This is a genomic window from Pedobacter sp. AK017, assembly GCF_014200825.1.
GTDB lineage: Bacteria > Bacteroidota > Bacteroidia > Sphingobacteriales > Sphingobacteriaceae > Pedobacter > Pedobacter heparinus.
The window spans coordinates 39,514-60,939 of sequence record NZ_JACHCW010000019.1; the positions used below are offsets into that span (position 1 = coordinate 39,514).

Annotated in this window: 14 protein-coding genes; 12 read left to right on the forward strand and 2 right to left on the reverse strand. The window is 45.3% G+C overall.

What is annotated here, in order from left to right:
* Window positions 1-34 precede the first annotated feature (34 nt).
* From HDC92_RS21715 to HDC92_RS21750, 8 genes are all read left to right on the forward strand, one after another.
* Entirely contained in the window at window positions 35-1,948 is a 1,914-nt protein-coding gene (locus tag HDC92_RS21715) for a sialidase family protein (protein ID WP_255484635.1), read from the forward strand.
* 48 nt (window positions 1,949-1,996) lie between these two features.
* A complete protein-coding gene (locus tag HDC92_RS21720) occupies window positions 1,997-2,683 on the forward strand; it encodes a FadR/GntR family transcriptional regulator (RefSeq protein WP_015808032.1) in 687 nt (228 codons plus the stop codon).
* A gap of 118 nt (window positions 2,684-2,801) precedes the next feature.
* The gene (locus HDC92_RS21725; RefSeq protein ID WP_015808031.1) at window positions 2,802-4,451 is read left to right on the forward strand and encodes a sialidase family protein; all 1,650 of its coding nucleotides are present in this window, start codon (window positions 2,802-2,804) and stop codon (window positions 4,449-4,451) included.
* Window positions 4,452-4,493: 42 nt separating this feature from the next.
* Window positions 4,494-5,420 (forward strand): dihydrodipicolinate synthase family protein, encoded by a 927-nt coding sequence (locus HDC92_RS21730; RefSeq protein WP_183877086.1) that lies wholly within the window; start codon window positions 4,494-4,496, stop codon window positions 5,418-5,420.
* Complete coding sequence (locus HDC92_RS21735) at window positions 5,413-6,474, forward strand: galactose oxidase (protein WP_183877087.1); 1,062 nt, start codon at window positions 5,413-5,415, stop codon at window positions 6,472-6,474. Before HDC92_RS21730 ends, HDC92_RS21735 begins: the two co-directional genes overlap by 8 nt.
* 18 nt (window positions 6,475-6,492) lie before the next feature.
* Window positions 6,493-7,725 (forward strand): MFS transporter, encoded by a 1,233-nt coding sequence (locus HDC92_RS21740; protein WP_183877088.1) that lies wholly within the window; start codon window positions 6,493-6,495, stop codon window positions 7,723-7,725.
* A gap of 111 nt (window positions 7,726-7,836) precedes the next feature.
* The gene (locus HDC92_RS21745; RefSeq protein WP_183877089.1) at window positions 7,837-9,237 is read left to right on the forward strand and encodes a sialate O-acetylesterase; all 1,401 of its coding nucleotides are present in this window, start codon (window positions 7,837-7,839) and stop codon (window positions 9,235-9,237) included.
* A gap of 76 nt (window positions 9,238-9,313) precedes the next feature.
* Window positions 9,314-10,057, forward strand: coding sequence for a hypothetical protein (locus HDC92_RS21750; protein ID WP_183877090.1), 744 nt, complete (start codon window positions 9,314-9,316; stop codon window positions 10,055-10,057).
* 408 nt (window positions 10,058-10,465) lie between these two features.
* On the opposite strand, the gene HDC92_RS21755 is transcribed toward HDC92_RS21750, so the two are convergent.
* Entirely contained in the window at window positions 10,466-13,192 is a 2,727-nt protein-coding gene (locus tag HDC92_RS21755; RefSeq protein ID WP_183877091.1) for a PQQ-dependent sugar dehydrogenase, read from the reverse strand.
* A 105-nt stretch (window positions 13,193-13,297) separates the two neighbouring features.
* Between HDC92_RS21755 and HDC92_RS21760 the strand changes: the two genes are divergently transcribed.
* From HDC92_RS21760 to HDC92_RS21775, 4 genes are all read left to right on the forward strand, one after another.
* Window positions 13,298-14,488, forward strand: a complete 1,191-nt coding sequence (locus HDC92_RS21760) for an MFS transporter (protein ID WP_183877092.1) — start codon at window positions 13,298-13,300, stop codon at window positions 14,486-14,488.
* Between the two features lie 175 nt (window positions 14,489-14,663).
* The gene (locus HDC92_RS21765) at window positions 14,664-16,100 is read left to right on the forward strand and encodes a DUF1080 domain-containing protein (RefSeq protein WP_183877093.1); all 1,437 of its coding nucleotides are present in this window, start codon (window positions 14,664-14,666) and stop codon (window positions 16,098-16,100) included.
* Between the two features lie 16 nt (window positions 16,101-16,116).
* Window positions 16,117-18,087, forward strand: coding sequence for a hypothetical protein (locus HDC92_RS21770; RefSeq protein WP_183877094.1), 1,971 nt, complete (start codon window positions 16,117-16,119; stop codon window positions 18,085-18,087).
* Window positions 18,088-18,193: 106 nt separating this feature from the next.
* The gene (locus HDC92_RS21775) at window positions 18,194-19,879 is read left to right on the forward strand and encodes a sodium/sugar symporter (protein WP_015808021.1); all 1,686 of its coding nucleotides are present in this window, start codon (window positions 18,194-18,196) and stop codon (window positions 19,877-19,879) included.
* A 184-nt stretch (window positions 19,880-20,063) separates the two neighbouring features.
* Here HDC92_RS21775 and HDC92_RS21780 read toward each other — a convergent pair whose 3' ends face one another.
* Window positions 20,064-21,422: a Gfo/Idh/MocA family protein gene (locus HDC92_RS21780; protein ID WP_015808020.1), complete on the reverse strand. Its 1,359-nt coding sequence runs from the start codon at window positions 21,420-21,422 to the stop codon at window positions 20,064-20,066.
* Window positions 21,423-21,426 lie beyond the last annotated feature (4 nt).

Here is a 21,426-nt window from a genome sequence, read left to right on the forward strand (position 1 = left end):
ATTAAATAAGGACATCATATTAAAATATATACGCATGAAAACATACAGACCAACAGCATATTTCTGCTTTGTGCTATGCATCAGTCTGCTGATCACCAGCTGCTATAAGGAAGAACATTTTGATTTCCCCGGACCTTATGAAGAAGCAAATACCGTTAACCCCGATTCTCTTCCCTTTCCATTTGATGTAAACAAGCAGGCAGGGGTATGGCTGGTAAAAAATGGAGTGCCCGATTACGGAAAAGTACTGTTTAAAGGCTATACAGATTATTACCCAAAAGGGGATACCCTTTCCTGGGTGAAGGAAAACGACGGGTTACACATGCTTCCGCATTTTAGCTTTTATCCTTTGTCCAATGCAGATCATTTTGCGGGTGATCCCAACAGCTATAAGTTCAATTGGGTATATTCCAAATACTTTGTTCCTGTAGGCTCCGGAAAAAGTTTCTATATGTACGCTAAAGTTACATTTGGCACATTTAACAGTACGGCTGCAGGTTTGTCTTTAGGAAAAAACTGGGATACAGGTGGTCCTTTTACTTTTGGCCTTGATGGAAATACCTCAACCGGCGAACCTGGCTTTTTCCTCGACCTTTATGGTAAAAACGGAATAACAGTTAACCCTGCCCTGGGCTGGCCAACCGTAACCCAGGTAATGACACCCGGTGTCCCTGCCAATATGGAAGTGGTCATCACCAATGGGATTTTTTATGTAAAGGTAAATGGCACGCTTGTATTCACCTTTAAAATGGCAGCCGAACGGGCCTATTTTTATACTCCGCAAATCCGCCCATGGCGCAACTTTGTTGCTGTACACGACATGTACATAGAAAGCCGCGAAATGTATACGCTTGATTATGCCATGCATGAATACGAAGGAAGCTATAACAAGATCCAGGCGCCCGCCCTGGCCAAAGCCCCTAACGGAGAATTGCTGCTCTTTGCAGAAGGACGCTCTACACCCACATCCGCCAAAGAAAGGGTAGCGCAAAATACCATGCCGGTAGGCAATACCGATATCATCATGAAAAGATCTGCTGATGGGGGCAATACCTGGAGCAACCAGCTCACTGTACTTGCAGGTAATGGCAGCAATTTAACATATTGCTTTCCACAGGTGGTTACAACAGATAATGGCAAGATCATTTTACAATACAGTACCATAGGCGGTGCTTTCCCGGCCAATAGCAATGCCTTCACTTATGATGTCAACTCACAGCGGATCTACCAGATTGAATCGAATGATAACGGCCTAAGCTGGACAACACCGGTAGAAATCACAGCTTTTAAAAATACTGCAGCAGGATATATTCAGGGTGGTGCCGTACATGGTATTGCACTTAAATCTGCCACCTACAATAAACGCCTGGTTATGCCCCTTACTTACAGTACCAATGTGGTCAGAATGGCCCTTTCTGATGACGGCGGGATTACCTGGCGTCTCGGCAAGGCAATCAGTGGCAGCCGTTTAACGAAGGCCACTGTAGTCGAATTGTCGGATGGCAGGTTAATGATGGTAGCGGGACATACCAATACCAGCCCTAAAAACAAACTGGTTTCCTATAGCAGTGATGGTGGCGACAACTGGACTGCAGCAGCCAATATTTCCGCTGATGTAAAAACAGGAGATTATGGACATCTGTTCGGAGGAATCATCCTGAAAGGTAAAGACGGAGAAATACTTTTGGTAAACCCGATCAACAGAGAAACAGATACAGAAGTTAAAAACAGTCCTACTTATGCCGTGGCACCTGTTGTTTTTAAAAGCACCAACAATGGGCAGGCCTATACTACAGTAGGGCCGCTTTTCTCAAGAGAGGCTTATTTTGGTTACAACGCCCCGATTGGAAACATGGATGGCATCATATTGGACGATGGCAGGATTGTGATCGCCGGAGAAGGAGGGGTAGAAAGTCCCGCCGAAGGGATTGTGATCTATAAGAAGTAGCATAAACATTCTTTATATTGTAAATAAAAGCAGTTCAATCTGATAAGTATGGCCACAAATGATTTAAGTAAAGACCTGGCACCAATAGCTTCAAATACGATTGTAGATGTGGTAGAGGTCAGGCTCAGGGAATTTTTGAAGAAGAAATCATTCCGTCCGGGTGATGCTCTCCCAAAAGAACTGGAACTGGCAGAAGCACTGGACGTGAGCAGAAATGTACTGCGCGAAGCCCTGAGCCGGTTACGCATGCTGGGCATGGTGGAAACAAAGAAAAAGCGGGGAATGATACTCAGCAGGCCAGATATCCTGGGCACGTTTGAACGTGTACTCGACCCGCTCATTATCGATAAAGAAACACTCCAGGATATTTTTGAACTCCGGCTGGTACTGGAAATGGGACTGGCCGATCTGCTCTATATCAGAAAAACAGATAAAGACATTGATGAACTTGAAAATATCGCCAAAAAGGAAGTAAATCACGACAACTCATTCCGCATTAAAAATGAAATTGCCTTTCATGGAAAGCTCTATGAAATGTCAGGAAATGCTACGCTCAAACGGTTTCAGATCATGTTACTGCCCATTTTTGATTATGTGCTGACCCTCGAAAAAAAACCAACAAGAGGTAAGGTTACCCACAAAGACCTGATCGAATTGCTCAGAACAGGATCTAAAGATGATTTTAAAAAAGGAATGGAAGCACACTTAAAACCACATTTCGACAGATTGAAATGAATATTTTATATCATAAATTATTTGGATATGCCGAAAATACTTAACACTTTTGATATGTACTACATAAGTACTATAAACTACCCAATGACCAGATATTTCAAGCACTGATGTTTACCTTATGAAAGCGATAAAGAGAATTTTAAACATTAGTATTTTATGTTGTTTGCTGCCGGTAATCACTGTGGCGCAGGCCAGTCAGGCCACACAAAAAAAATATAAGATCCCTGTATTGAAGGGAAGAGCTAACAATCCGGTATTGCGCATTAAAATTGAACTTAACGAAGCAGCTGAATTGCAGCAAATTGATATCCTTACAAAAGGAACGCTCCGTCTAAATGATATCCAGGATGTCAAATTACTGGCCAGTGGAACGGACTCAGCGCTTTTTAAAGCTGAAAAGGCAGGAATGCTGAGGCTTTTTGCAGCAGCAAATGCTCCGCTAAAAGAAAAAACCTCATTAACTGGTAACCTGCCCTTACAAAAAGGGATCAATTACCTCTGGTTAACCCTCAGCTTAAAAGCCACAGCAAATGCGGCCTCATTCTTAAACATCAATGCCACCCTTGTCAGGCTCAACAAGGACAGTTTAAAAATAACACCCGACAATTATGCAAACCGCCTGGGCATCGCACTGCGACAACACAATCAGGATCAGGTACATACTTACCGCATCCCCGGGCTTGCTACGGCCAATGACGGTACTTTACTGGGCATTTATGATGTACGCCGCGATAGCGGAAGGGATTTACAGGGCAATATCGACATTGGCCTGTCCCGCAGTCTGGATAAAGGTAAGACCTGGCAGCCCATGCAAATTGTAATGGATATGGGTACCTGGGGCAATCTCCCTGAAAAATTTAATGGGGTATCGGATGCCAATATCCTGGTCGATAAAAAAACAGGCCATATTTTCATCGCAGGGTTATGGATGTATGGCGTGATCAATGAACAGGGAAAATGGCTGGAAGGACTTACCGAACAGAGTAAGGACTGGAACCACCAGTGGAAAACCAAAGGTTCACAGCCTGGTTTTGAGCCGAAACAGACCGCCCAGTTCCTGATCGTAAAAAGCACTGATCATGGCAAAACCTGGAGTAAACCGGTCAATCTTACAAAAATGTGTAAACAGGAAGACTGGTGGCTTTGGGCACCGGCACCCGGTCAGGGCATTACCATGAAGAATGGGACACTCGTATTTCCAACCCAGGGTAGAAATGCAAGCGGTAAAGCTTTTTCTAACCTCACCTACAGCAGCGATGGTGGCCATACCTGGAAAACAAGCAGGGCAGCAACCCAGGAGTCCACTACAGAAAATATGGTTGTAGAACTTACAGATGGCACATTGATGCTAAACATGCGGTCCAATGCCAACAGTAAAGATACCAGCAGTACCAATGGAAGGGCCATTGCCATAACCAATAATATGGGACAGGACTGGACATTACACCCTACATCACATCAGGCCTTGCCAGAGCCAACCTGTATGGCCAGTATCATCCGGCACGACTTTGTACAAAATGGAAAGAAAAGGTCTGTATTGCTCTTTTCTAATCCGGATGCTAAAACAGCCCGTAAAAATATGACCATCAAAGTAAGTTACGATGATGGCAAAACCTGGTCCTCAGATAAAAAGATCCTGCTGGATGAAGAAAAGAGCAGGGGATACTCCTGCCTGACCAGTATCGACAACAATACCATCGGAATTCTGTATGAAGGCAGTCAGGCCGACATGGTATTCCAGACCATAAAACTGGACGAACTACTTTAAACCCATTTTAACAACTCAGCTACTAGCATAAAAACAAATAATATGAATAAAATTACAGGATTAATAGCAGCAACTTTTGCTGCTTATCGTGAAGATGGAACTATAAATCTAGACATTATACCTTCCCTGGTCGACAAAATGATAAATGATGGCTTATCAGGCGTATTTATATGCGGCACCAATGGGGAAGGCCCCAACCTCACCATTGAAGAGCGGATGGCCATTGCCGAGGCTTATGTTAAAGCCGCCAATAAGCGTATCCTCGTGCTGGTACATGTAGGTCACAGCTCTATAGCCGAATGTCGCAAATTGGCTGCCCATGCCGAAAAAATAGGTGCCGATGCCATTTCTTCTGTTGCGGCTTTCTATTTTAAGCCAACTTCCGTAAGTAACCTGGTCAACAGCATGGCCCAAATTGCGTCTGCAGCACCCAATACACCTTTTTATTATTACAGTATCCCTACGCTTACAGGAGTGGGTATGGACATGATCTCTTTCCTTGAACTGGCCGAAAACGCAATCCCTAACCTTGCAGGAATTAAATATACAGCCTCAACTTTACATGAATACCAGGCCTGTCTGAACTATAAGAACGGTAAATTCGATATCCTGTTTGGCTACGATGAAATGCTGCTCCCTGCACTGGCTGTTGGTGCAAAAGGAGCCATAGGCAGTACCTATACCTTTGCAGCACCCCTGTATTTAAAAGTAATGAAAATGTACGAAGATGGCCTGAACGAAGAAGCCGCAGCAGTCCATATGAATGCAGTAAACATGGTACGCGAACTGGTAAAATTCCCGCCAATCCCTGCGCAGCGGGCATTGATGAAAATGGAAGGCTTTGATTTAGGTAAATGCCGCCTGCCCCTTGAACCACTGTCAGATAAAGATGCTGACAGTTTCAGATCGGCACTTGAAGGTATCGGCTTTTTTAAAGTGGTAAAAGAGGCCTTGCAATGCCATGAATAAACCGGTCTATCTATTTCTATTGCTGATCCTGATGTCTACAATGCTAAGCAGAGGTGTAGCGCAAACTGCCAAATCTGATTCCGGCTGGTCTGAACTTCCCCCCATTCCCGATCCCATTGGCTTTGCCGGCTCTTTTGCCGGGGTTTCAAATGGTACGTTACTGGTGGCTGGTGGTGCAAACTTCCCCGATGGTGGTGCACCATGGACAGGCTCTAAAAAAGCATGGCACGATCATATATTTGCCCTTCAAAAACCTGATGGCAAATGGAAACTGGTCGGAAAGCTACCTCATTCATTGGGCTATGGCCTTTCCATCACCTGGAAAGATAGCTTTATCATCATTGGCGGTAGTAATGAAAAAGGTCATTATGCCGACGTATCCATGTTAAAATTCAATAAGGACAAACTCAGCATAACAACCCTGCCCGTATTGCCTAAACCCATCGCCAATACCTCGGGGGTACTCCTCGGCAATACCATTTACATCGCCGGCGGCATCGAAAGCCCCGATGCCCAAAATGCCGGAGATAACTTCTGGGCAATGGATCTTTCCGCCAAAAACATGGCATGGAAAAAACTTGAAACCTGGCCAGGCCCGGCCCGCATGTTTGCAGTTGCCGGTGCCCTGGACGGTAAATTTTACCTGTTCAGCGGTGCCGAACTGGTACACGGGGTAAGAAATTACCTTAAAGATGCTTATCAGTACAGCCCTAAAACCGGCTGGAAAAAGATTGCCGACCTTCCTTCGGCCGTAACTGCGGCCCCGGGTACGGCTTATGCCACCGAAAACAGCCTCCGCATATTTGGTGGCGATGATGGTAAGGCCGCCGCCGATGCCGCTCTACCAAGAGAAAAACACCCCGGCTTTTCAAAACAGGTGCTGAGCTATAGTCCGCTTACCAATACCTGGTCAGTAGCAGATCAGATTCCGGCACCAGCGCCGGTAACCACTACCTTAACCATTTGGAACGGAAATGTGGTCATTCCCGGAGGTGAAGTAAAACCTGCAGTACGTACACCTAAAGTATTGATGTATAAAACCATTAAACACTAACCAAATTAAAACCTGATCATGAAGAATTCCGGACAAACCGTTTCCTTTTACGCATGGCTCATTGTCGCCCTGCTATGGATTGTGGCCTTTTTAAATTACCTCGACCGCATCCTGATCACTTCTATGCGCGATCCGATTGTTGCCGATTTCAATTTATCTGATGCGCAATTTGGCTTACTTACATCGGTATTCCTCTGGTCTTACGGTATACTGAGCCCTTTTGGTGGTTTTTTCGCCGACAGGTACAGCAGAAAAAAAGTTATCGTGTTCAGCGTAATGGTCTGGTCGGCCGTAACCATCTGGACAGGCTATGCCACTTCATTTCATGAAATGCTGGCAGCCCGTTTCTTAATGGGGGTAAGTGAAGCCTGTTATATACCGGCAGCCCTTGCCCTGATCACTGATTACCATAAAGGTCGCACACGTTCACTGGCAACCGGATTACACATGAGCGGTTTATATGCCGGCCTTGCCCTGGGCGGTCTTGGCGGTTACATCGCAGAACTATGGGGCTGGCGTTCTGGCTTCCATATTTTTGGAGCAGTAGGGATTGTGTATTCTTTGATACTTTTATACATTTTAAAAGACCAGAAAGCTTCCGCAGAAACAGCAGAAACAAGTACCCAAACCACTGGCATTAGTCTTACCGGTGCCTTGAAAGTCTTGTTCAGCGAAGCCTCTTTCCTCATCCTCCTCATCTATTTTGCCGTTCTTGGTATCGTAAACTGGCTGGTTTACGGCTGGCTGCCAACCTTTCTCAAAGATCATTTCAACCTTAACCTCGGCGAAGCCGGCATTTCTGCAACGGGTTATATCCAGATCGGTTCTTTTATAGGTGTAATTGTGGGGGGCATACTGGCCGACAGGTGGACAAGGAAAAACAACCGCGGCCGACTCTACATCCTCATTATTGGGTTTACCTTGGGTGCACCATTCTTATTTCTAATGGCCTCAACCAGCATTTTTAGCATCGCAATCCTGGCCATGCTCATCTTCGGCCTGGCCAGGGGATTTAATGATGCCAATATGATGCCCATATTACGGCAGATAGCCGATGGACGGTATATTGCAACGGGCTATGGCTTTCTTAACTTTTTAAGCACAATTGTAGGCGGACTGATGGTTTACGCTGGCGGAGCATTAAAAGATGCCCAGGTAGACCTTTCCATTGTTTACCAAATCTCAGCTGTAGTTATGCTATTAGCCACCTGGCTATTATTTGCAATAAAGCTCAAAAACAGCAATTCCTGACCCGTTCCGGTTAGTGGATTTAATTATTTGTTTACGCACCCGTAATATTTGGCAAATTCCATATATTGTACAACATTAAAATTTTAACCAGATAACAACCTGATCACACACATGAAACCATCAAAATTTTTGCTGTTACTGTGTACAGCTTTACTTTTTTCTTTAAACACTTTTTCAAAAGTTACCCTGCCGGCCATCATATCCAGCGGAATGGTACTTCAGCAACAAAGCAATGTAGCACTTTGGGGCAAGGCAAAAGCTGGCTCAAAGGTCACCATAACCACTTCATGGAACCAGAAAGCATACCTCGCCACAACCACAAAAGATGGTTCCTGGAAACTTTCTGTTCCAACACCAAAAGCAGGCGGCCCGTATACCATTACATTTAATGACGGAGAAAAACTGGTCCTGAATGATATCCTGATCGGTGAAGTATGGCTTTGTTCGGGACAATCCAATATGGAAATGCCTGTAAAAGGCTTTGGCAATCAACCCATCACCAATTCTAACGAATTGTTAACTGATGCCGATGAACCGGGAGTAAGGTTGTTCAGAATTGAAAAAAATATGTCCAGAACCCCGCTAACGGAGTTAAATGCCAAATGGGAGCACAGCAATTCCGAAACCACCGGACAATTCAGCGCAGTGGGTTACCAGTTTGCACGCATGTTACAGCAAAAGTTAAAGGTTCCGGTAGGCATTATCCAGTCTGCTTATGGGGGTACCATCATCGAAGCCTGGATGGACAAAAAGAGCTTTGCCGGTTTTACAGATGTTAAAATCCCGGCTGATACAGTTAAAATGATCAAGAATGAACCTTTTGTATTGTTCAATGCCATGATCAATCCAATTGTTGGCTTCAATATCAAAGGTGCCCTTTGGTACCAGGGTGAAAACAACTGGTTTACGCCCGATACCTATGACAAAAAAATGGAAGCCATGGTAAAGGAGTGGCGTTCGATATGGGGATGTGGCGATTTTTCATTTTATTACGTGCAACTGGCGCCAAACGCTTATCCGAATGGCAAGGATAAACTTCCGGTAATCTATGAAAAGCAGGCAAAAGCGATGCAGCTGATCCCCAATTCAGGAATGGCAGTGAGTGTAGATGCAGGCAGCCAGACCACCATTCATCCGCCCGATAAAACAATTATTAGCAAACGACTGCTTTACTGGGCATTGAATAAAACTTATGGAAAAAAAGGAGTGGCGTATTCAGGCCCGGTATATCAATCTTTAAAGATCAGCGACAATAAGGCCATTGTAAGTTTCAGCGAAATCCCTATTGGCCTTACAGCCTATAACAAGCCGCTCATTTCCTTTGAAATTGCAGGTGCAGATCAAGTATTTCATCCGGCCGCAGCAACCATTTCCGGGAAAACCGTAGTGGTACAAAGTGATGAAGTAAAAAGCCCCGTAGCAGTAAGATATGCTTTTAAAGACAGAGCTGAGGGTAATTTATACAATGCAGAAGGTTTACCTGCTGCACCGTTCAGAACCGACAGCTGGTAGCAGATCCATAAAAAAATAATACCTTGCAGCACCAAAAACAGACGACAAACGTTAATGTAAGCAAAGTATTCCATTTATGATTAAAAACTTCAGACTGCCTCTTTTTATAGCTGTAATCTTTATGAGTTCCTGTTCTTCCATGTATATGCCCAATGTGCCCAATACACCAATGCTTAGTCAGAAAGGTGAATTTAGTGGCGGCTTACATATATCATCCCGACTAAACACCAGCATCAATGGGGCGTATGCAGTATCAAATCATATCGGTGTACTGTTCAGCGGCTCTTATATGAACAGAGAAAGGGAAAGTAAAGATTACAGACATAAACTGGTAGAGATCGGAGGGGGCTGGTTTGATACTTTTGGTCCGGATGACAACAGGATCATAGAAGTATATGTAGGTTACGGCGGCGGGCGTACAGACCGTACCTTCAGAACTTTTGATGATAACGGTGCACTCAGCCATACCGATATAGAAGAAGTTACTTATAACAAGACCTTTCTTCAGGTCAACTACAGCTCCAAAAAGAACAACAACCTGCGTCTTTTTGGAAAGAACTACCCCCTTAATTATGGAACCGCATTGCGAATCAGCAGCCTGGACATGAAGACATTTATGCGCAACTCCATGGGTCAACCCAGGGAAAGCAATACCTTCATAGAACCTATCTTTTTTACCAGGATGCGCTTAAGTGATATCGTACAGTTACAATACACCACAAGCGGTACTTTTGGCCTCAACAGCAGGAAGTACATGAACGCTGGTAATTCTATATTTACATTGGGGGCGGTGATCAATCTGAATGGGAAGTCAAAATAAGGGTCAAAATAAGCCATTCTGTTCAGCGTCTGGCATCTCTTAGGCTCCTGAAGGGGAGCAAAGAGCACCTAGGTCGCTTCACAGAAGGCATATTTTGTTTGAATGGCAAGTGTATCACTTAAGAAATAGTAGAGATATTACCATCCGCCATGCTTGAAACAAAAGGCATATTTTGTTTGAATAGCGAGTGTATCACTTAAGAAATAGTAGAGATATTACCATCCGCCATGCTTGAAACAAAAGGCATATTTTGTTTGAATAGCGAGTGTATCACTTAAGAAATAATAGAGATATTCCTATCCGCCATGCTTGAAACAAAATATGCCTTCTGTGAAGCGACCTAGGAATAATTGGCGCCCTTCAGCGCCACTTGTTCCAGACGCTGAACAGAATGGCTTATTTTGACCCTTATTTCGACCCTTTTCCTTTTAAAACAACCTCTTGCAGCAACGGCCTCTCCTTTATATCCTTCGTTGTTCCTTTAAAAGTGATAAAAACATCATGCAACTTTCCATCGGCAACCGCATCAACAGCAATACTTTTTCCAGAGAGCAGGCCCTTACCTACCGATACCCCATTCTGGTTATCCAGTTTCATCTCTACTTCATAATCTACTTCCTGCGCCATGGTTTTAACCTGTGGTAAAAAAGAAGTAATCCCCTTAAGATCAATTTGTTTCAACTTAATCCAGCCCGTATTTTTTGGCAAAAGCAATTCTATCTCACCAGAAATGTCACGGCGCGAAAACTGTGAAATATCAGTAATATCCTTTACATCAATGACATTACTGCGCAGGTTAACTACACTGGTGCTGCTCAACGACCTTACGCCGGCCATGCCCATATCTGCATAAGTAGCCTTTAGGCTCAGCACCGGTTTATTGGTATTTACCGTAGCCGGAGGTACAATTTTACCCTGCATAGGCAGGGAAGGGGCCCCACTGGCTTTTGCGGCCAGCGACATGATCCATTCTACAATCTGTCTTACTTCTGTTTCCTTCATGGTAGCGTGTGCAGGCATAGGCACTTCACCCCATACACCACTGCTTCCCTTCATCACTTTACCGCTAAGGTAAGTTACCGCTTTATTGTTCTGCTGGTATTTAGCCGAAACCCTGGTAAACGCAGGGCCTATGGAGGTTGCCGCAATTTTATGGCAGGTACTGCAATCTGCTTTCAGCATTAAAGATTTGCCCACCAGGGTTTGTGCGGCTTCCTGGTGCCCAAGCTGGGCACCGGCCAGGTCCAGCCCTTCTGTATACGTACTGGAGATGTATACCCTGTTTTTATGAACTGCTGCCCCCTTATCCGAAACCAATACCTTATAGTCAACAGGTATGCCGGGAAAATAAAAACTTTTGTTTCCGGAAAGCTGAATGTCAATCTTTGGTTGTTCATTCCCCGCAAAAACAGGGACAACATTACTGGAAACAGCAGCACCTGAGGCATCAACCACCTTCACACTAACCGGATATTCCCCGGCCTTTGTAAAAGTATATTCCAGCTCCGGCTTATTGGTTGTTTTTTTAACCCCTTTGCCCAGGCTCCATACATAAGTAAGGGCATCGCCATCCGGATCGTTGGCTTTTACGCTCGCCAGCAGCTTATAAGGCAACAAACCGCTCGTTTGCAGCACTTCAAATTTTTCCATCACCGGAGGACGGTTCCCCTTAAGGTAATCAATCCTCGAAATACCTGCATCCGGGTTTTTGGTAAACCAGCCCTTACCATACTCCAGAACATATAATTTACCATCCGGGCCTAATTCCATGTCAATAGGGGCAGAAAGGGAGATATTGCTCAGAAAGGGTTCCATACCCAGGTAATCACCTTCGGGCGACATACTTACGGCTTTTACCCAACCCCTTACCCAATCATAAATGATCAGCTTGCCATTGTAATAAGCCGGATAAGGGTTCAGTCCAGTCTTGGTATGGTACACCGGGCCCGCCATAGCTGTCCGCCCACCTGCGCCTACCTGTGGAAATTCGGATGAAGCCCCGTAGGCATACCAGATATAAGCTGGCTCTGCTTTTGGCAGTTGGGTTAAACCGGTATTGTTAGGCGAGTTGTTCACCGGCGCCAAAGCATCAAAAGCCGCCCCGCTTTGTCCATTCGTATAATCAAAGGCCCTATAAGGATAATTGTTCGCAATAAATAAAGGCCAGCCAAAATTCCCGGCCTTCCGGGCCTGGTTAATTTCATCATAACCCCTTGGGCCCCTCAGTTCATTATCTGCAGAGGCATCCGGCCCAACCTCGCCCCAGTATAAAAAGCCTGTTTTCTGGTCTACCGATATCCTGTAAGGATTCCTGTCACCCATTACATAAATCTCAGGCTTGGTTTTAGGTTCATTTTTTGGAAACAGATTACCATCAGGAATACTATAAGTACCATCAGCATTTACCCTAATCCTCAATATTTTACCCCTAAGGTCATTGGTATTCCCTGCCGATCTGCGGGCATCATATTGATGTAATCCGGGACGGTTGTCCAAAGGCGCATAGCCCTTATTCACATAGGTTTGTTTAGGCACATCGAAAGGAGTGGAATTGTCGCCCGTAGATACATACAACAGGCCATCCGGCCCAAAAGCAATAGAGCCACCAGTATGGCAGCAGATCTCTCTCTGCGAATAAAACTCCAGGACCTTCTTTTCTGAAGCCGGGTTGATCCGGTCGTTAACCAGTTTAAAACGCGACAAACGGTTTACTGAAGTTTTAAAGGGACTGTAAAAAACATATATGTACTGGTTTGCGGCAAAGTTCGGATCAGGGGCAATGCCCAGCAAACCTTCTTCAGCATTTACATTCGATACCGTGGTTTTAAAGTAAACATCCAGCTTAAGTACTTCTTTTAAAGTCCTGCTCTGCTGCTTATAAAGCATAATTTCGCCCCTGCGCTGTGCTACAAGGATATCCAGATTGGGCAGTACCGCCATTTCCGTAGGCTCGGTAAACTTTCCTTTTACCAGGTCAACCTTCACAAATCTGCGCTGGTCCGGTGTATCTATATTCAATGGATGCTGTACAATCCCGGGTTGTTCAAAACGTTTTTCAGCTGTAGGAGCAGGTCCAAACAGGAACAGCAGCAGGAAGGTAATCCCTGAAAGTGTCAATGTAAATAATGTCTTCATCAATTAATGTTTGCGTATATATTGGTCTCTACTAAGATATCAATAATCACTTAGCCACAAGTAACAAATTAAAGCTTTATCTTTGGCCCGATATTTATCCCTTTCATGCAGCCATCTTCCCATTCAATTTATACCCTTCAGTTCGGTCTCGTTTGTTTAAGCTCTTTCCTTTTTTCTGCCAGCTTTAATATGCTCATCCCCGAACTTCCTGCTTATTTAACCGCAATGGGGGGCGCAGCGTACAAAGGGCTCATTATTGCACTGTTTACACTCACTGCCGGAATATCCAGACCTTTCAGTGGTAAACTCACGGATACCATTGGCCGTGTACCGGTAATGGCAGTGGGCTCACTGGTTTGTTTTTTATGCGGTTTTCTTTATCCGCTCCTCACTACCATTGCCGGATTTCTGTTCCTCAGGTTAATCCATGGTTTCTCTACAGGCTTTAAGCCTACCGCTACGGCCGCCTATGTGGCCGATCTGGTTCCTCCCGGAAAATGGGGCGAGGCGATGGGGGTACATGGTGTATGTTTTAGCACCGGCCTGGCCATTGGTCCCGCAATTGGCAGTACCATCACCGATCATTACAGCATCAATGTGCTGTTTTACTGTTCTTCTTTATTTGCCCTGCTTTCCATTGTTATCCTGGCCAACATGAAAGAAACCCTGCCAGGCAAACAAAAATTCCGCGCAGCACATTTAAAGATCAATAAAAAAGACATCATTGAGTGGCGGGTGATCCCGGCCGTGGTGATCATCTTTTTAAGTTACATCAGCTATGGCGCCATACTCACGGTCATATCCGATTGGAGTGCACACCTGGGCACCAGTAACAAAGGTCTGTTCTTTATGGTTTTTACGCTCACTTCTTTATTGATCCGCTTTGTGGCCGGTAAGGCATCCGACAGGTATGGCCGTACACTCATTTTAAGAATATCCCTCGGCCTGCTGGCTGTATCCCTGATGCTGATCGCCATAGCCAGTTCTTCTTTTACCCTGATGATGGCATCTGCTTTATATGGGGTGGCTACAGGTATGCTCTCGCCAACAGCAACGGCCTGGACGGTAGACCTGAGCGAACCCACACAAAGGGGTAAGGCCATGGCCACCATGTACATTGCCCTCGAAGCTGGTATTGGTTTGGGTGCACTCCTTGCCGGCTGGTTGTTTATAGACAATATCCGCATGATCCCTGTAACTTTTTACTGCTGTACAGGCATTACACTGATTGCCCTGGTTTACCTTCAGTTTTTTTACCGGACAAAGCAGCACATTTCTCCTAAAAATGGCAGTTAGTGTAAAAAGTACAATATTATTTTCCACATTTCATAGCACAAAAAACAGCTTTAAAAACACTTTAAACCAGCTTTTATTCGGTTTAACTAAAAACGTATAACAAAATCATTTTTCAAAAATTTGTCTCGCAAGAGAGGATTTTGTTACATTTATTTAATAAACCATACACACCAATATGAACCTAAACGTTTTAAAGTTTGGAACAACTGCATTTTTGTGGCTGTTTGGAACCACTTTAACCTTCGGACAGGAACTCACCGATCTGCCCGAAATCAGCCTCAATGAGCTGTCTGCGTTTAATGCCCCAGCCAAAAGCTGGACAACGGCCAGTAAAGTTACAGCCGACCTGAAGGCCGACAATTCCTTAAAAATCACACCAGGAACCGGTATCCTTGTCAACAACCCCGAAAAGAAAGCTCAGGGAGCTGATCTGTTTACCAAAGCCCAGCATGGCAACATCGTACTGGAACTGGATTACCTCATGGCCAGGGGTTCCAACTCCGGCATCTATTTACAGGGAAATTACGAAATCCAGCTTAGGGATTCCTGGGCGGTAACCAACCCAACATCTGCCGATAATGGCGGCATTTACGAACGCTGGGATGAAAGCAAACCTGAAGGTCAGAAAGGTTATGGGGGATATGCCCCCCGTCAGAATGTAGCCAGGGCCCCCGGCTTATGGCAGCACCTTAAAATTGCCTTTCAGGCAGCTCAGTTCAATCCATCGGGCATAAAGACAGCAAATGCCAGAATACTCGGTATCACTTTAAACGGAGTGCTTATTCAGGACAATGTGGAACTGTTTGGTCCTACAAGAGGTGCCATGGGGCAGGAAAAAGCAACAGGCCCCCTTCGTTTTCAGGGTGATCATGGTCCGGTCGCTTTTAAGAACATTAAAATATCAAAGCTGCCCGGCAATCAGTCCAATGCCGTTCAAAAAGGTAAGCCCGCGCCCGACCCCATCTTTATAGATGCAGCTGTCAATACCATGATCCGCAGTTTTGTAGATGTCCTTCCCGGACTCAGGGTGGTACATGCCATATCTGTTGGCAGCCCTAAACAGGTACATTACAGTTACGATCTCGACAATGGCCTGCTGGTATACGGATGGCGTGGCAATTTTGTAGACGCCACTCCAATGTGGGATGGCAGGGGCAACGGCACCTCCAAGCCCCGTGGGGCAGTAACCTTGTTCAGCACTAAGCTGATCCCTGCGGTAGCTCAGCTGAACAGTACGAAAGATACCTGGCCGGCAGACAGTACCGGAACAGGTTTCCGTACCAAAGGTTATGTGATGGACGCGGAAGACCGGCCCGAATTCAAATACAACATTTACGGCGCACAGGTTACAGATGCCATTAAAGTAAGCCAGGATGGCCAGGGCCTCATCAGAACCTTAAGCATAGATAAACCATTAGCAAACCTCTATGTTTTACTGGCCAGTGCAGCCGATATCCAGGAACTTTCAAATGGGCTTTACCTGGTAGACGGGCAGTCTTTTTACCTTGATCTTAACGAAACAACGGCCAAACCCATCATCAGGGATGCGGATGGCAAAAAAGAAATGATCATCTTACTGGGTAGCAAATTAAAATATTCCATCTCATTCTAATGCGGCTTAACAAATTATGAAACGTACTTATAAAATGCTGGCCATGCTGGCTTTGAGCTTCAGTTTTACAACAGCAGGAGCCCAGGAAACACCAAAAGAAGAAGATTTTTTTAAAATAATGAAAGTAAGGGTACCGGAAGGTACCATATTGGAAGTAGGGGGACTGGTTACCCTGCCCAATGGCGACCTGGGCATATCCACCCGCAGGGGCGATGTATTCATAGTAGAAAATCCAACCGGCAGCCAGCCTTATTTCCGCAAATTCGCAACCGGTTTGCATGAAATCCTTGGGCTTGCCTATAAAGACGGGGCTTTTTATGTAGCCCAAAGGGGAGAACTGACCAAACTCATAGATAAAAATATGGACGGCAAAGCCGATGTATATGAAACCATTTATGCCTGGCCCTTAAGCGGACATTACCATGAATATAGCTTCGGCCCCAAAATAGCACCCGATGGCTCTTTCTTCGTTACGGGCAATGTTGCCTTTGGCAGTCAGGAATGGTGGCGTGCAGAAAGCAGGGTACCCATGCGCGGATGGGCCATGAACATCACCGAAGATGGTAAAATGAGGCCCTGGGCTGCAGGTATGCGCTCTCCGGCAGGCTTAAATGTGATTGACGGACAATTGTATTATACAGAGAACCAGGGCGACTGGGTAGGCTCCGGTGGCATCTGGAAAGTAAATGAAGGAGATTTTATGGGCCATCCCGCCAGTCTGATCTGGACCAAAAGGAACGATTCTCCTTTAAAGCTCTCTTCCGAATTTTTCTATTCCAAAATGGATGAAAGAAGGATAAAAGACGACAATGGTAAATACCTTAAACCTGAGAACAGGGTAAACGAAAACTTTAAAACACTCTTCGACATGAAGAAAGTTTTTCCTGATCTGCGTTTACCCGCAGTATGGTTGCCTTACGGCATCCTGGGCATATCCACATCCGAACCGGTAAAAATCCCTAAAGGCAATTTTGGCCCCTTTGAAGGACAATTGTTAATTGGCGACCAGGGCATGAGCATTATCTCAAGGGTCTTTATGGAAAAAGTTAACGGAGAAGAGCAGGGAGCAGCATTTCTGTTCAGGGCAGGCTTCCGTTCCGGTGTGCTAAGAATGGCCTGGGGCCAGGATGGCTCTTTGTTTGTTGGCGAAACCAACCGTGGATGGGGCTCCGCTGGCGATGCCAACGAAGGCCTCGAACGTCTGGTATACAACAACAAAATACCTTTTGAAATGAAGGCCGTAAGGGCCATGCCCGATGGTTTTGAAATAGAGTTCACCAGCCCGGTCGATCTGAAATCAGCACAGGACATTGCCTCATACAACGTAGAAAGCTTTATCTACAAATACCAGCCGGTATATGGTTCACCACCTGTAAATAAAGAAACCTTAAAAATAAAAGGCGTTAAAGTCTCGGCCGACGGTTTAAAGGCCCGGATTGTGGTCGACAACCTCCGCCAGTACTATATCCATACCATTTATGTAAACGGTATCCGCGAAAAGCAAAACTTCTATTCTGTGGTGCATCCTGTAGCATACTATACCTTAAACAACATTCCTTCCGGAGAAAAACTGGCAATCAGTGAGCTCAGTACCAAAAATTCGGCAAATGATCCTGTAGCCAGTGTCGCACCTGCTGCAAAGACAAAAAAAGGAACTGCAGACAGCAAAGCAAAACCCGAAACAGCCGCCAAAAAAACAGTTGAAACAAAAGCTGTGGCCAGTGCCAGGGCACCTACCTATAATGAGGTAAAAGGCCTGCTCGCCAGCTATACCTGTCTGGCCTGCCACAACCCTGTAAAAAAGCAGGTCGGACCAGCCTTTGCTGATGTGGCAAAACGAAACTATTCCAATGAAAAGATCCTGCAGCTCATCCATAACCCTAAGCCAGAGAACTGGCCGGGCTATGCCACAGAAATGCCGCCAATGCCCCAGGTTTCCAAAGCAGACGGGCTAAAAATTGCAGCTTATATCAATTCATTAAAATAATTAAAGAATTTGGCATTGTTGTTTACCATATTGGCTTAATCTCCTTATGCAAAACCAAAATCCAATAAATATTTACATTTTAACCATATAATCAATATAAACGACCATGAACACACTCCACAAATACGATTACATCGTATTTCTAGTTTATTTTTTAATAGTATCCAGCTACGGTTTCTGGATCTATTATAAAAAGAAATCAGCTGCTGCCGATTCAAAAGATTATTTTCTTGCCGAGGGTTCGCTCACCTGGTGGGCCATTGGCGCCTCGCTGATTGCCTCAAATATCTCTGCCGAACAGATGATCGGGATGAGTGGCTCCGGATTTAAACTCGGACTGGCCATTTCGGCCTACGAATGGATGGCTGCAGCAACATTGATCATTGTGGCCGTGTTCTTTATGCCGGTTTACCTGAAGAACAAGATCTTTACCATGCCCCAGTTTTTAAGTCAGCGTTACAACGAAAAAGTAGCCATGATCATGGCTGTATTCTGGCTCATGCTGTATATAGTGGTTAACCTGATGTCTATCCTGTACCTCGGTGCACTGGCCATCAGTGGTATATCCGGGTTAAACATCACCGCATGTATCCTTGGCCTGGCGGTTTTTGCCATCATCATTACCCTGGGGGGGATGAAGGTCATCGGCTATACCGATGTGATCCAGGTATTCTTCCTGGTACTGGGCGGTCTGGTAGCCACTTATATTGCCCTCAACCTGATCTCAGGTCAGCAGGGTATCGTAAAAGGCTTTGCCATCCTCACCGATGGGGCCTCCGAGCATTTCCACCTCATCTTTAAAAAGGACGATCCCAATTATATGGACCTTCCGGGACTCAGCGTATTGATTGGAGGTATGTGGATTGCCAACCTGAGCTATTGGGGCTGTAACCAGTACATTACCCAAAGGGCACTGGGTGCATCCCTGCCCGTTGCCAGATCAGGCCTTTTGTTTGCCGCCTTCCTTAAAATGCTGATGCCGGTTATTGTTGTTATCCCAGGTATAGCAGTATATTATATCATTAAAGAGAAAATCCCGGGTATCAGCGGCAGCGATCTGCTTACCTCTTCAGGTGTACAGGATCCCAACAAAGCGTATCCGGCCTTACTGGGCTTATTGCCCATCGGTTTAAAAGGTTTGTCATTTGCCGCCTTAACCGCTGCCATCGTTGCTTCCCTTGCCGGAAAAGCCAACAGCATTGCCACCATATTTACATTAGATATCTATAAAAAAGCCTTCAACACCAATGCTGGGGAAGGTACATTGGTCAACGTAGGGAAAATTACGGTAATCGTATCCATGCTGCTGGCCGTAGTGCTTTCATTAATTGTTGGTGATGCCTTAATGGGCGAGGGTAAACAGGGCTTCCAGTACATTCAGGAATATACAGGTTTTGTGTCTCCGGGTATTTTTGCCATGTTCATCCTGGGCTTTTTCTGGAAAAAGACCACTTCAAACGCAGCCTTATTTGCCACGGTAGGCGGCTTTATTGTTTCCGTGCTCCTTAAGTTCCTGCCGGGATGGGTAGATCTTTCCTTCTTACATGAATACGGATGGGCAGTAGCCAATTCTGCAGGTGTATTTGAAATGCCATTTATGGACAGGATGCTGATCGTATTTGCCGTATGTGTAATCGGTATGTATTTCATCAGTATCTATGAAAACAGAAACGGCATCATCCCTAACGGACTGGAAGTAGATCCGAAAATGTTTCGCGTTTCCACTTCATTTGCAGTAGGGGCATTGATTATTGTGGCCATGCTGGTGGCACTTTATTCTGCCTTCTGGTAAGGTTTTAAAATTAGATAAGCAATATAAATAAAGCGGGCTGTTCAAATGAACAGCCCGCTTTATTTATATACTTCTTTTTGTTTAAACACTACCTGAAATTTTCTAATGCTCAGAAGCAGCCTGGCATCTTTGCGCTTCTTCAGCGCAATTATGCAGCTGATGAAGAGTCATTAAAAATTTCAAATTAGTACTTAAACACCTTCCCATCTACCATTACTTCCTGCGTTTTCTCATCAAACACTGCTTTCTTACCCGTCCTCACTGCAGCATTAGTCATAATGTTCGCAATAGAATGATAATATCCAGCCTCAACAGGCGCATTGGTCTGCTTTCTGCTCCTCACACATTCCATCCAGTTGCGCATATGTGCAGAGGTCAGCTTATCGCCGCCGGTATCGGCCGATGCAGCAACTTTCTCCGTCATGTCACTCAGCTTCAACTCAGGCAACAGGTTTGGCTTCATGTTCATGGCTGCAGCAGCTTTTGCAGTTAAACCACCTTTAGGTGAAACCATATTCGTGTTCAGGTTCAGTTCACCGCCGTTCGAGTAATAGATTTCTGCCGGGTTCTCATCGCCATTGTGCATCCTTGAAGTAAATATCACCTGGAAACCATTGTTAGGATCATTCGGCTTACCATAATCAAATACAGCTGTGGTGGTGTCCCAGTTCCTGCGGCCATCTTTCCACTGGTAAATACCCCCGTTGGCCACCACACTTCTTGGGTGCTTCAGGTCGGTAAACCAGTGCACAGTATCAATCTGGTGCGACATCCACTGTCCGGGCATACCCGAAGAATACGGCCAGAAAAGACGATATTCCAGATATTTACGCGGATCCCATTCTTCAAAAGGGCGGTTAATCAAAAAGCGCTTCCAGTCGGTATCCTCCTGTTTCAGCATGGCCACAAGCTCCGGCCTGCGCCAGCGTCCCGGCTGGTTCACATTCCAGCTCAGCTCCACCATGGTAATGTCGCCAAACTTGCCATCCTTAATAAAGCGCTCGGCAGCCTTGTAATTGTTGCCGCTCCTGCGCTGAGAACCAATCTGGACAATCTGTTTAGAAGCTTTAACGGCCTTCAATGCCATACGTGCATCTTCCATCGTCTCCGCAAAAGGCTTTTCGCAATACACATCACATTTGTTGTTTACGCCTTCGGCACAGTGGGTAGCATGCTGAAAATCTGCAGTACTCACAATCACCGCATCAATATCCTTTAAACCATACAGTTCATCATTGTTGCGGCAGGCCGTAATGTCATGGCCAAATTTCGATTTCAAATGCTCTACACCCAAACCCCTGCGGTAATTCCAAAGGTCAGAAACCGCTACAATGTCAAAATTCAGTTCTTTGTTGTGGTTTAAAAAAGAGGGAAGGAGGGAACTCTTAAAGCGGTCAGAAAAACCGACCACACCAACCCTTACCCGGTCGTTGGCCCCAATAATATTTCCATAACTCTTCGCGCTCAAACCCATTGTTCCCAAATAAGTTCCTGCCGCGGCTATGGCAGATTGTTTGATAAATTTTCTTCTTGAATCTAACATGATC